The 12,555-nt window shown below is 63.3% G+C and carries 10 protein-coding genes; 9 read left to right on the plus strand and 1 reads right to left on the minus strand.

What is annotated here, in order from left to right; translation table 11 throughout:
- The first annotated feature begins 22 nt into the window (after positions 1-22).
- From fdhF to AAFG07_RS13755, 3 genes are all read left to right on the plus strand, one after another.
- Entirely contained in the window at positions 23-2,809 is a 2,787-nt protein-coding gene (gene fdhF / locus AAFG07_RS13745; RefSeq protein WP_342727738.1) for a formate dehydrogenase subunit alpha, read from the plus strand.
- Positions 2,810-2,865: 56 nt separating this feature from the next.
- A complete protein-coding gene (locus AAFG07_RS13750) occupies positions 2,866-3,660 on the plus strand; it encodes a dienelactone hydrolase family protein (protein ID WP_342727739.1) in 795 nt (264 codons plus the stop codon).
- Positions 3,661-3,769: 109 nt separating this feature from the next.
- Complete coding sequence (locus tag AAFG07_RS13755; RefSeq protein ID WP_342727740.1) at positions 3,770-4,426, plus strand: substrate-binding domain-containing protein; 657 nt, start codon at positions 3,770-3,772, stop codon at positions 4,424-4,426.
- A gap of 40 nt (positions 4,427-4,466) precedes the next feature.
- Here the strand turns inward: AAFG07_RS13755 and AAFG07_RS13760 are convergent, their stop codons facing one another.
- Entirely contained in the window at positions 4,467-5,003 is a 537-nt protein-coding gene (locus tag AAFG07_RS13760) for a hypothetical protein (RefSeq protein ID WP_342727741.1), read from the minus strand.
- Positions 5,004-5,092: 89 nt separating this feature from the next.
- Between AAFG07_RS13760 and AAFG07_RS13765 the strand changes: the two genes are divergently transcribed.
- The 6 genes from AAFG07_RS13765 (at position 5,093) to AAFG07_RS13790 (ending at position 12,443) form a co-directional block, all read left to right on the plus strand.
- Entirely contained in the window at positions 5,093-5,680 is a 588-nt protein-coding gene (locus AAFG07_RS13765; RefSeq protein WP_342727742.1) for an exopolysaccharide biosynthesis protein, read from the plus strand.
- 115 nt (positions 5,681-5,795) lie between these two features.
- The gene (locus AAFG07_RS13770; protein WP_342727743.1) at positions 5,796-7,007 is read left to right on the plus strand and encodes an ABC transporter substrate-binding protein; all 1,212 of its coding nucleotides are present in this window, start codon (positions 5,796-5,798) and stop codon (positions 7,005-7,007) included.
- Between the two features lie 1,056 nt (positions 7,008-8,063).
- A complete protein-coding gene (locus AAFG07_RS13775; RefSeq protein ID WP_342727744.1) occupies positions 8,064-8,186 on the plus strand; it encodes a hypothetical protein in 123 nt (40 codons plus the stop codon).
- Positions 8,187-9,243: 1,057 nt separating this feature from the next.
- Positions 9,244-10,248: a TRAP transporter substrate-binding protein gene (locus AAFG07_RS13780; RefSeq protein ID WP_342727745.1), complete on the plus strand. Its 1,005-nt coding sequence runs from the start codon at positions 9,244-9,246 to the stop codon at positions 10,246-10,248.
- Positions 10,249-10,587: 339 nt separating this feature from the next.
- Positions 10,588-11,160, plus strand: a complete 573-nt coding sequence (locus tag AAFG07_RS13785; RefSeq protein WP_342727746.1) for a TRAP transporter small permease — start codon at positions 10,588-10,590, stop codon at positions 11,158-11,160.
- Positions 11,160-12,443 (plus strand): TRAP transporter large permease subunit, encoded by a 1,284-nt coding sequence (locus tag AAFG07_RS13790; RefSeq protein ID WP_342727747.1) that lies wholly within the window; start codon positions 11,160-11,162, stop codon positions 12,441-12,443. The genes AAFG07_RS13785 and AAFG07_RS13790 overlap by 1 nt, the downstream gene beginning before the upstream one ends.
- The last annotated feature ends 112 nt before the right edge of the window (positions 12,444-12,555 follow it).

A 12,555-nucleotide genomic window follows, 5' to 3' on the forward strand; every position in this document is an offset into this window, starting at 1 on the left:
CGAACTTCGACGAGGATCTTGAATGAGCAACAGTCAGAACTCCGGCCAGACGATCCAGTTCGAGCTCGACGGCCACCAGGTCGAAGCGCGGACCGGCGAGACGATCTGGCAGGTCGCCAAGCGCCGGGGCACCGAGATCCCGCATCTGTGCTATTCGCCGGAGCCGGATTACAGGCCGGACGGCAATTGCCGCGCCTGCATGGTCGAGATCGAAGGCGAGCGCGTGCTGGCGGCGTCCTGCAAGCGGACGCCATCGGTCGGCATGAAGGTGAAGTCGGCCAGCCAGCGCGCGGTCGCGGCGCAGAAGATGGTGATGGAGCTGCTCGTCGCCGACCAGCCGGCGCGCGAGACCTCGCACGATCCGGACTCGAAATTCTGGCACTGGGCCGAGAAGACCGGCGTCACCGAGAGCCGCTTCCCCGCCACCGAACGCTGGCATGCCGACACCAGCCATCCGGCGATGCGCGTCAATCTCGACGCCTGCATCCAGTGTGGCCTGTGCGTGCGGGCGTGCCGCGAGGTCCAGGTCAACGATGTGATCGGCATGGCTTATCGTAGTCACGGCTCGAAAATCGTGTTCGACTTCGACGATCCGATGGGCGAATCGACCTGCGTCGCCTGCGGCGAATGCGTCCAGGCGTGTCCGACCGGCGCGCTGATGCCGGCTGTCATGCTCGACGACAAGCAGACCCGCGTCGTCTATCCCGACCGCAAGGTGGACTCGCTGTGCCCGTATTGCGGCGTCGGCTGCCAGGTCACCTACGAGGTCAAGGACGAGAAGGTGATCTACGCGGAAGGCCGTGATGGTCCCGCCAATCACAACCGGCTCTGCGTCAAGGGCCGCTTCGGCTTCGACTACATCCACCATCCGAACCGGCTGACCAAGCCGCTGGTGCGGCTGCCGGGCGTGAAGAAGGATGCCAACGACCAGGTCGATCCGGCCAATCCCTACACCCATTTCCGCGAGGCCTCCTGGGAAGAGGCGCTCGATCTGGCCGCGGCGGGCCTGACGAAAATCCGCGACGAGAAGGGCGCCAAGGCGCTCGCCGGGTTCGGCTCGGCCAAGGGCTCGAACGAGGAAGCCTATCTGTTCCAGAAGCTGGTCCGCACCGGCTTCGGCTCCAACAATGTCGATCACTGCACGCGGCTGTGTCACGCCTCGTCGGTGGCGGCCTTGTTCGAGGGGCTGAGCTCCGGCGCGGTGTCGGCGCCGTTCTCGGCCGCCGCCGACGCCGAGGTGATCTGGGTGATCGGCGCCAATCCGACCGTGAACCATCCGGTTGCCGCGACCTTCATCAAGAACGCCGCCAAGCGCGGCGCCAAGCTGTACGTGATGGATCCGCGGCGGCAGGCGCTGTCGCGCCACGCCACGCAGCATCTCGCCTTCAAGCCGGGCAGCGACGTCGCGATGCTGAACGCGATGATCCACACCATCATCACCGAAGGCCTGACCGACGAGCAGTACATCGCCGGCTACACCGAGGGCTACGAAGACCTCAAGGCCAAGATCGTCGACTTCACGCCCGAGAAGATGTCGCCGATCTGCGGCATCCCGGCCGAGACGCTGCGCGAGGTGGCGCGTGACTACGCCCGCGCCAAGTCGTCGATCATCTTCTGGGGCATGGGCATCAGCCAGCATGTCCACGGCACTGACAATGCGCGCTGCCTGATTGCGCTCGCACTGATCACCGGCCAGGTCGGCCGCCCCGGCACCGGACTGCATCCGCTGCGCGGCCAGAACAATGTGCAGGGCGCTTCCGACGCCGGCCTGATCCCGATGTTCCTGCCGGACTATCAGCCGGTCGGCCGCGACGACATGCGCGGCGCCTTCGAAAAGCTGTGGGGGCAGCAGCTCGATCCGGTGCGCGGGCTGACCGTCGTCGAGATCATGAACGCGATCCACGCCGGCGAAATCCACGGCATGTATGTCGAGGGCGAAAATCCGGCGATGTCCGATCCGGATTTGCAGCACGCGCGCCAGGCGCTGGCGAAGCTCGATCATCTCGTGGTGCAGGATTTGTTCGTCACCGAGACCGCGTTCCACGCCGACGTCATCCTGCCGGCCTCGGCGTTTGCCGAAAAGTCCGGCTCCTTCACCAACACCGATCGCCGCGTGCAACTGGCGCGCGAGGTGATCAAGCCGCCGGGCGACGCAAGGCAGGATCTCTGGATCATCCAGGAGATCGCCAAGCGGATGGGACTGCAGTGGAATTATGCCGGGCCGGGTGAGGTCTTCACCGAGATGGCGGAGCTGATGCCGTCGCTCAAGAACATCACCTGGGAGCGGCTGGTTCGCGAGGGCGCGGTGACCTATCCGGTCGACGATCCCGACAAGCCGGGTAATGAGATCATCTTCACGACCGGTTTTCCCACCGAGAGCGGCCGCGGCAAGATCGTGCCGGCCAAGGTGATCCCGCCGGACGAATTGCCCGACGACGAGTACCCGATGGTGCTGTCGACCGGCCGCGTGCTCGAGCATTGGCACACCGGCTCGATGACGCGTCGCGCGCAGGTGCTGGACCAGATCGAGCCCGAAGCGGTCGCGTTCATGACGCCGAAGGACATGCGCAAGAAGGGGCTCGCACCCGGCGACTTCATCCGCCTCGAGACGCGCCGCGGCGCGGTCGAGGTCAAGGTGCGCGCCGACCGCGACGTGCCGGAGAACATGGTCTTCATGCCGTTCTGCTACGCGGAAGCGGCGGCGAATTTGCTGACCAACCCGGCGCTCGATCCGTTCGGCAAGATTCCGGAGTTCAAGTTCTGCGCGGTCCGCGCCGAGAAGATCGATATCCGGACGGCGGCGGAATAGCCGTCCGGGCCAAAACAAAACGCAACGCGGCGACGCGAACCCGCAGGGAGATCAGCATGCGAACGATCATCGTCGGAGCACTTTGCGCCATCGCAATGGTCGCGAGCGCACACGCCGCGGTCAAGGAAGAGCTGGTCACCTACTCGGACGGCGAGACCACGATGAAGGGCTTCGTGGTCTATGACGACGCGAGCCAGGCCAAGCGGCCCGGCATCGTCATGGTGCACGAATGGTGGGGCATCACCCCGCATATCCACAACGAGGCGCGGAAGTTCGCGGAGCAGGGGTACGTGGCCTTCATTGCGGACATGTACGGCGACGCCAAGACCGCCGACAACCCGAAGGACGCCGGCGCGCTCGCGGGGTCGGTGATGAAGGATGCGAAGGTGATGGAGCAGCGCTTCAACGCCGCGCGCGAGCAGCTCGCCAAGCAGGCCTCGGTCAATCCGCAGCGGATCGGCGCCGTCGGCTACTGCTTCGGCGGCGCGGTGGTGCTGAACATGGCGCGCACCGGCGCCGATCTCGCCGCCGTTGCCGGCTTTCACGCTACGCTCGGTCTCAATACTCCCGCACCGGCGCCAGGCACCGTCAAGGCGAAAATCCTGATTCTGAACGGCGCCGACGACCCGTTCGTGAAACGCGAGCAGTACGATGCGCTGAAGAAGGATTTCGACGCAGCGAAGGCCGATTACCGGATCATCGAATATCCGGGCGCCGTGCACGCGTTCACGAACCCCGAAGCCACCGAGCTCGGCAAGAAGTTCAACCTGCCGCTCAGATACGACGCCAAGGCCGATCAGGAATCGAAGGCCGCGGCAGCCAAGCTGTTTGCTGCGAACCTTCAGAAATGAGCCAACGGGCCGCCGACATGGTGCCGCAGCCTTGACGCCGGCAATCGCAGATCCCCCGGAAACGATCAGGGTCATCATTTCCGGCGGCTTCGCGGCGGTCTATCGGGAAGTGCTGCCCGAATTCGAGCGCAGCACCGGCATCAAGGTGGAAACCGGATCCGGCGCGTCGGAGGGCACCGGTCCGAAAACGATCAGGCACCAGCTTGCGCACGGCATCAAGGCGGATGTGGTGATCCTTTCGCGCGAGGGACTTCGCGGGCTGAACGAAGACGGGCGGATCCGTGCGGGATCCGACACCGGCCTCGCGACGGCTCCCTTGGCGGCCGCGGTTCGCTCAGGCTCTGCGAAGCCGGACATCGGCAACGCTGCCGCGCTCAGGACAACCTTGATCGATGCGGGCCAGGTGGTGGCGCCAAGCAGCACGAGCGGACAATTCGTCCGCGACAAGGTCTTCCCCAGGCTGAACCTGCCGGACACGGTGCAGCTCACCCTCGAGGCGCGCGGAATCGAGGCGGCCGAAGCGCTGCGCGCGGGCAAGGCGAATGTCTCGATCGGACCGACCAGCGAGCTGGTTCAGGAGACCGGCATCGAGGTCGTCGGTCTGCTGCCTGCGGATCTGCAGCTTGTGCAGACCTTCACCGCCGCTGTCGTCAGCGACTCAAAGTCGCCTGACGCAGCCAGGCGTCTGATCGATTTTCTTTCCTCGGATACCGCTATCTTGCGCGCGGCAATCAAGCGGGCCGGCATGGAGCGGCCCGGCGGATAGGCTGCCGTCGCCGACTGTTGCGCTGATCTCGCGGCGCAGCTCAGCGATCGCTGGCGCCGGGTGCCACGTTGAGCGGTGCGCCACCGGTCGAAATCGGACCTGCCGGTTTTGGCGCCCGAGCCGGCGGCGGCTTTCGGGGCTTCGGGGCAGCCTGCGCGACCGGCGCGCGCGGCTGGTCGGCCGCTGCGGTGGCCGGCAATGGCACGGGGGCTGGAGCCGGGCGCTGTAGCGCGTCGACCTTCGACGTCAGGCTCGCCAATTGGTCGACGACGGCCTTCAGCTGCTCCTGCTGGTCCGCGACCGACTTGCCGAGTGCGCCGATGTCATCCTCGAGCTTCTGCTGGGTCGCGAGCAGATCCGGCAACGTCTCCTTGTCGCCTGCGGCCACCCTGTCGCTGGCCGCAGCGTTGCCCAGGGACGGGACCAGCGGCGCGATCTGCGGCCAGGCGTAGACACCCCCGGCGCCCGCACAGGCGAGGACGACGATCAGCAGGAACCACGGCCAGCGGCGCCGCGCGGCGGGAATCGGGCTTGACGGCGCATGGTGCTGCCATGCCTGGTCGGAATCGTTGGTCACCCATGCTTCCTAGTCTGCTTCGGCAGCTGTTGCAATCGATGCCGAGTCTGACCACTTTGGCAGCTATGTCCCCTTCGTCCGGAGCCCCATTGGCGCCCACGCACACGTCCCAACTTCTTGAGGAACTCGTCGCTCAAGCACCGGACGGCCCCGTCGATCTCGAATGGCTCCTCAGCAACCTGGACAAGCGGTCGTTCGGCCTGCTCCTGCTGCTGCTGGGGCTGCTGGTCATCATCCCCGGCGTGGCGACGGTTGCGACGCTGGCGCTGCTGTTTCCGGCGGTCGAGATGATGCGTGGCCGCAGCGCGCCGTCGTTTCCGCGCTTCCTGTCGAAGCGACAGTTCGATTTCAAGCGCTTCAAGCGGTTCACCGTCCTCGTGCGTCCAATGTTGCAGGCGATCGAGCGCATCAGCCGGCCGCGCTGGGACGCGCGCCGCGACGTGATCGACCGCCTCGTCGGATTGGTGGTGTTTCTCCTCGCCTTCTCGGCAGGCTGGCCGCTGCCTCTGGTCAACGTCATTCCGGGAATGGTGGTCGTCCTGATCGCGGTCGCCTACCTGCAGGAGGACGGCCTGCTGTTGACGATCGCGATGGCGGCGGCGCTGATCTGCCTGCTCGGGCTCGGATGGACGCTCTGGGCGACGTTCGGAGCCGTGATGAGCTGGATGGGGCTTTGACGTTCGACGGCTAGAGCAGTTCGATGTCCCGACTTCAGGGGTCGACATCTCGCGCGGGCTTGATCATGATCTCGCCCGACGTCGCGGCAAACAGCGACGCGAATGGGGAGAACACATGCGTTGCATCACGCTCGCGGCCATCGCCGCGCTTAGCCTTGTTTCCACTTCGGCGGTTCTCGCTGCCGACAAGAAATACGATCCCGGCGCCAGCGATACCGAAATCAAGATCGGGCAGACCATGCCTTACAGCGGTCCGGCTTCGGCGTATGGCACGCAGGGCAGGGCCGAGGCCGCATACTGGAAGATGATCAACAGCCAGGGCGGAATCAACGGCCGGAAGATCACGCTGCTGAGCATGGACGACGGCTATAGCCCGCCGAAGACGGTGGAGCAGACACGCAAGCTCGTGGAGCAGGATGAGATCCTTGCCAATATCGGCTCACTGGGCACACCGACAAATTCGTCGATCCAAAAATATCTGAACGGCAAGAAGATCCCGCATCTGTTGATCTCCACCGGGGCCTCGAAGTGGAACGATGCGAAGGAATTCCCGTGGACCACGCCGTTCTATCCGCCCTATGCGCAGGAAGCGAAGATCTACGCCAAGTACATCGCCAAGGAGCTGCCCAACGCGAAGATCGGCGTGATCTACCAGAACGACGACTTCGGCAAGGACTATCTGAAGGGCTTCAAGGAGGGGCTGGGTGAGAAGGCCGGTCTCATCGTCAAGGAGCTCAGCTACGAGGTGACCGATCCCACGATCGATTCCCAGATCGTCAATCTGAAAGCCGCGGGCGCCGATGTCCTGATGACGATCACGACGCCGAAGTTCGGCGCGCAGGCGATCCGTAAGGTTACCGATCTCGGCTGGAAGCCGACGCACTTCATCGTATCCGTCGCCAGTTCGATCGGCGGTGTGCTCGAGCCTGCCGGCCTGGAAGCATCCACCGGCCTCATGACGGCGTTGGCGACCAAGGTGGTGGGCGACCCGGCATGGGACACCGACAAGGGCGTGCAGGATTATCTCGCCTTCATGAAGCAGTGGTATCCGGAAGGCAATCCGATCGATGGCAGCAACCAGATCGGTTATCTGTCCGCGCAGTTCACGGCGATCATCCTGAAGAACTGCGGAGACGTGCTGACCCGCGAGAATCTGCTGAAGCAGGCCACCAACCTGAGCAAGGTCTCGCTGCCGCTGTTGCTGCCGGGCATCACGGTATCGGTGTCGCCGACGGACTATTCCACCTTCGACACGTTCAAGCTCGCGAAGTTCGACGGCAAGACATGGAAGTTCTTTGGCGAGAACATCAGCACCGCGTCGCGGTGAGGACAGGCGAGCGGCGGCCATGCCGGCCGGCATCCATGGACGCAGCAAGTTCGCTGCGTCCATGCGAAGCGTTTGCCGATGTCGCCGTGTGGCCCAGGCGGTCAGCGGAACGCCCTAGCTTCTTGTTGACGCGTTTCTTCGCGCGAACCGGTATCCACTTCACTCGAAAACGTTCTAGTGCGGATGTCTGGATCGCTTGAGTTCGGCGACTTGAAACTTCCCGGCGGCGGACAGACTGCTGCAAACCCAGTGGGCCCGATTTCGGTACTCGCCCAGGAACACCTTGGTCTCGAGGCAATCCTCGTAGGATTTGTAGGTGAGGTTGTCTCGGCACGTTGCCGAGAACGGTCCATATGTCTGTCCGCCGCCCGACTCGCTACACCCAACCCAGGGGTCTTTGCCGTGGGGAACGCTCGACTCGCAACCTCCGTTGCAGTTGCTGGCGACCTTCTCCAGACTGGCAATCCTTCCCAACACTGTATCTGGCGCAGGCGACGGCGTTCGCGCGCTTGAGGATGACGTGTGACCGGCCGGCGATGTCCGGCGAGCAGCCACTCTGCTGCTTGCGACCTCCTTCGGCCTGATAGGCCTTGCCGCCGGCTTCGGCGCGTCGACCGTGATGGAGGGAAGCGGGGCGCTGGAGCCTGTTGCGGTCTGCGACGCAGCAGGGCCGCTCAGCAAGACAGTTGACAGGAAAGCTATGGCGGAGGGCGCGACAAACCTTGACGACAATTTCATGACCTTGTCCTCTCGAGGACGGACATGCCGTCCTAATTGCATTGCCACGCCGATTCAACTATCCGAAATTCCAGAACTTGGCCACTGAGGGTCAAGAGAATTTCTGCCGATGACCGCCGTTGACATGGTTGCGAGGGACGACGTGGACCACGCGCCCGAAGCCGTTGCCGTGTCTGTTATTGGTTCAAGTCGGGCATTGCGGCGGCGCTGCTCGCGGTCGCGCTTTGATCCAGCTGAGACATTCCACCTGATCGACATGCGCCGAAGAGGTGATCGAATAGGACGCACTGGGCCGGTGCGCAGATCACGGCGCTCAGCGTGTTCTCGATCGCGGTGATGATGGCGCTGGGACTCATCGGTCTGCAGGAGCGTCCTTTCGCCGGGGATGTCCGGGTCGAGCCGGGACCTCTTGCAGAACTCGCGAGCATCATCACGCAATGAGGACGCGGCGGCTTCTTGTCGCCGATGCAGTGCTCGTGCGCGCCGTATGGCGCTGCGCTCGTTCGGAAGTGTGTTGCCTGTTCGACACGACGGGCAACTCAGCAAAACCTGTCAATATCGTCATAAGAAAATATTCCGCTTGGCGTTTCACCCAACTCAGATGTTCAATACATCCATCTCACCCGATCGAGGGGCGCTTCGCGATCGTCACGAACGTGGGTGGAGATGCGGTGGACGCGGATTGCGCAACTGACGAGTGCGCATGAGGCGGACGGCGAAGTCGTGTGGTCCTGACGCCCTAGCGGCAGGTGTCCTCTCGCAAGATGCGCAAGCGTTTTGCGAAGGCGGTGACAAGCAAGCCCAGTCTCGCCGGGGAGAGCACGAAGTAAGCCGTAGCCCATCGCGCAGGGAAAGCCGGGTTGTTTCCGGTTACACCTGTGGTCCTACCCCCGAGCTTTCTGCCTTATGCTCGGGGCCCATGGGTGCGATCGGCACCCGGCTTTCCCTGCGCCCTCTGATTGAAGAGGGCGGAATGAGATGCAAAACTCCGGACAGATGATGTCGCGAGAATGCGAAGCTGCGCCCCCAATACAATTGTCATCGCCCGGCTCGACCGGGCGATCCAGTACGCCGCGGCCTCTCGGCTCAAGCACCGGCGTCTCTGGAATACTGGATCGCCCGGTCGAGCCGGGCGACGACACCGCACCGTTTGACATCTTGAATTGCGACCCACCCTAACAATTCTCGCTGTGGAGTATGGGTCCCTGCTTTCGCAGGGACGACATCGGATATGGGCACCAGCATTCGCGCCCGGCGAACTCGCCATTGCCAAACCTCGTATTGACCGCGCGGCCGTGGCCGGGCACAGCGTGCGGGCGGTGTCAATGAACGGTCGCAAGAGCCGAAAGGGATACCGCCGCATCGGATTTTGCAGTGCAGCAATGGCGCGATTTAGCCCCTGCTAAAGGGGCAATGGCAATCGTCGTTGCTTGTCTGTAATGGTGCGACCGGATGTCTCGGAGCCGGTATTCGTGCTCTGCAATACGCGGGAGGAAACATGCGTAAGTTCATTTTGGCCGCGGCGTCGATCGCCGCTTTGACCTTTGTCGGGCAGGCCTCGGCGCAGTCGCCGATCGTCATCAAGTTCAGCCACGTGGTGGCCTCGGATACGCCGAAGGGCAAGGCCGCCGACAAGTTCAAGGAACTCGCCGAGAAGTACACCGGCGGCAAGGTGAAGGTCGAGGTCTATCCGAACTCGACGCTCTACAAGGACAAGGAAGAGCTCGAGGCGCTGCAGCTCGGCGCGGTGCAGATGCTGGCGCCGTCGAACTCGAAGTTCGGCCCGATCGGCATCAAGGAATTCGAAGTCTTCGATCTGCCCTACATCCTCCCCGACCTGAAATCGCTGCGCAAGGTGACCGACGGTCCGCTCGGCGCCCAGCTGCTCAAGAAGCTGGATTCCAAGGGCATGACCGGTCTCGCCTATTGGGACAACGGCTTCAAGCAGATGAGCGCGAACAAGAAGCTGGTCGCGCCCGCCGACTACAAGGGACTGAAATTCCGCATCCAGTCGTCGAAGGTGCTGGAGGCCCAGTTCCGCGCGCTTGGTTCGATCCCGCAGGTGATGGCTTTCTCCGACGTCTACCAGGCGCTGCAGACCGGCGTGGTCGACGGCCAGGAGAACACCTGGTCGAACATCTACACCCAGAAAATGCATGAGGTGCAGAAGTACGCGACCGTCACCAATCACGGCTACATCGGCTATGTCGTGGTCGTGAACAAGAAATTCTGGGACGGCCTGCCGGCCGACATCCGCGACCAACTCAACAAGGCGATGAAGGAAGCCACCGAGTTCGGCAACAACCAGTCGGCCAAGGAGAACGAAGACGCACTCGCCGAGATCAAGAAGGCTGGCAAGACCGAGATCATCTCGCTGACGCCGGAGCAGGACGAGGCGATGCGCAAGGCGATGATGCCGGTCTACAAGGACGTCGCCTCGCGCGTCGGCCAGCCGCTGATCGACGAATTCCTGAAGGAAACCGGCCGCAGCCCGATGAACTAAGGCGGATCGCCTAACAGCCGCCGAACAGGCGGTGCGCTCCCTCTCCCGCTTGCGGGGGAGGGTTGGGGTGGGGGCTCTCTCCGCGAGTCACGTTGTGGAGAGAGCCCCCACCCGCATTGCATCTTCGATGCAACGGAGCCGAAGCTTTGCTTCGGTGTTCTTCAGACGGCCGCCGAAGGCGGCCTACGCTCCCCCGCAAGCGGGAGAGGTGCAAGGAGTTCGCGGATGGATTTCTCAACCGAGAGCCATCACGCAAATCTAACGAATGCCGCGGCCGCGTGAGGCCGCGGCCTGGGTGCCGTGGCCGGTTGCCGCATCAGGCCATGACAGGGGAGATCAATGCTGCTGAAAATTCTGGACCGGCTCGAGGAAATCATCATCGCGAGCCTGATGGGCGCTGCGACGCTTCTGACCTTCGTCACGGTCGTGCATCGCTTTCTGGTCGACGTGCCGGTGCTCTATCCGTATCTGTTCGGCATCAATCTCGCCTGGTCGCAGGAACTGTGCATCTACATGTTCATCTGGATGGCGAAGTTCGGCGCGGCCTATGGCGTGCGCACCGGCATCCATGTCGGCGTCGATGTGCTGATCAATCGCCTCAATGACCGCTGGCGCAAGATCGTCATCCTGTTCGGGCTGCTCGGCGGCGCGCTGTTCACCGCCATCGTCGGCACCATGGGCGCCAAGTTCGTCTACGAGCTGATGCACACCGACCAGGTGTCGCCCGACCTCGAAATTCCAAGCTGGATCGTCTACGCCTGCATTCCGCTCGGCTCCTATCTGATGTCCTTTCGCTTCCTGCAGGTGTGCTGGAATTACATCTGGACCAATGAGCTGCCGCACCATGACGCCGCCCATGTCGATGGCGTCGAGACCAGCAAGACCGCGCCGATCGCGCTTGGAGAAGCGTGATGAGCGCCGCACTTATTTTCGGACTGCTGTTTGCCCTGATGCTGACGGGCATGCCGATCTCGATTTCGCTCGGCCTGTCGGTGCTCACCTTCCTGTTCACGATGACGGAAGTGCCGATCGAGAGCGTCGGCCTGAAATTGTTCTCAGGGTTGGACAATTTCGGCATCATGGCGATCCCGTTCTTCATCCTGGCCGGCACCTTCCTGACCCGCGGCGGTGTCGCGCGGCGGATGATCGATTTCACGACCTCGCTGGTCGGCCATCTGCCGGGCGGTCTCGGTCTTGCCGGCGTCGCGGCCTGCGCGATGTTCGCGGCGATCTCGGGCTCGAGCGTCGCCACCGTGGTGGCGATCGGCTCGATCATGATGCCAGCGATGGTCGATCATGGCTATCCGAAGCGGTTCGGCGTCGGCGTGATCTCGACCTCGGGCGCGCTCGGCATTTTGGTGCCGCCCTCGATCATCCTGGTGCTCTACGGCGTCTCCACCAACACCTCGATCGGCGCGCTGTTCATGGCCGGCATCGTGCCGGGCATCCTGCTGGCGTTGATGCTGGCCGCGGTGACCTTCTTCGTCGCCCAGCGCAACGGCTATCCGGAGATGCCGAAGGCGACCATCGGCCAGCAGTTCAAGGCGTTCCGCGAGAGCATCTGGGGCCTGTCGCTGATCGCGATCGTGCTCGGCGGCATCTATGGCGGCATCTTCACGCCGACCGAAGCGGCGGCAGTCGCGGCGACCTACGCCTTCTTCATCACCGTGTTCGTCTACAAGGAGCTGAAGCTCTCCGAGGTGCCGAAGGTGCTGTTGCAGGCGGCGAGCATGAGCTCGATGCTGCTCTACATCATCACCAACGCGGTGCTGTTCTCTTTCCTGATGACGCATGAACAGATCCCGCAGGAGATGGCGGCCTGGATCATCGACAAGAACTTCTCGGTCTGGATGTTCCTGCTCGTGGTCAACGTCATCCTGCTGCTCGCCGGCAACGTGATGGATCCGTCGTCGATCCTCCTGATCATGGCGCCGATCCTGTTTCCGCTGGCGACCAAGCTCGGCGTGCATCCGGTGCATCTCGGCATCCTGATGATCGTCAACACCGAGGTCGGGCTGTGCCATCCGCCGGTCGGGCTCAACCTCTACATCGCGAGCAGCATCGCCAAGATGGGCATCAGCGAGATCACGATCTCGGTGCTGCCGTGGCTATGCGCGATGCTGGTGTTCCTCGGCCTGATCACCTACGTGCCGGAGATCTCGCTGTGGCTGCCGCGACTGTTGGGAATGATCTAGCCAGCGCATGATCCGGAAAAGTGCGTAGCGGTTTTCCGACAAGATCATGCGCAAAACAAACAGACGAGAAAACCAAAGCGCGACCTCGCTTTGGATGTTTCTGTCGGGCAAT

Source organism: Bradyrhizobium sp. B097 (assembly GCF_038957035.1).
GTDB lineage: Bacteria > Pseudomonadota > Alphaproteobacteria > Rhizobiales > Xanthobacteraceae > Bradyrhizobium.

What these genes read in the sequence shown, in the direction of transcription:
- AAFG07_RS13785 (WP_342727746.1), top strand. Translation starts at nt 10,588, where the DNA reads ATGCTGCTGAAAATTCTGGACCGGCTCGAGGAAATCATCATCGCGAGC.
- AAFG07_RS13750 (WP_342727739.1), top strand. Translation starts at nt 2,866, where the DNA reads ATGCGAACGATCATCGTCGGAGCACTTTGCGCCATCGCAATGGTCGCG.
- AAFG07_RS13790 (WP_342727747.1), top strand. Translation starts at nt 11,160, where the DNA reads ATGAGCGCCGCACTTATTTTCGGACTGCTGTTTGCCCTGATGCTGACG.
- AAFG07_RS13770 (WP_342727743.1), top strand. Translation starts at nt 5,796, where the DNA reads ATGCGTTGCATCACGCTCGCGGCCATCGCCGCGCTTAGCCTTGTTTCC.
- fdhF (WP_342727738.1), top strand. Translation starts at nt 23, where the DNA reads ATGAGCAACAGTCAGAACTCCGGCCAGACGATCCAGTTCGAGCTCGAC.
- AAFG07_RS13780 (WP_342727745.1), top strand. Translation starts at nt 9,244, where the DNA reads ATGCGTAAGTTCATTTTGGCCGCGGCGTCGATCGCCGCTTTGACCTTT.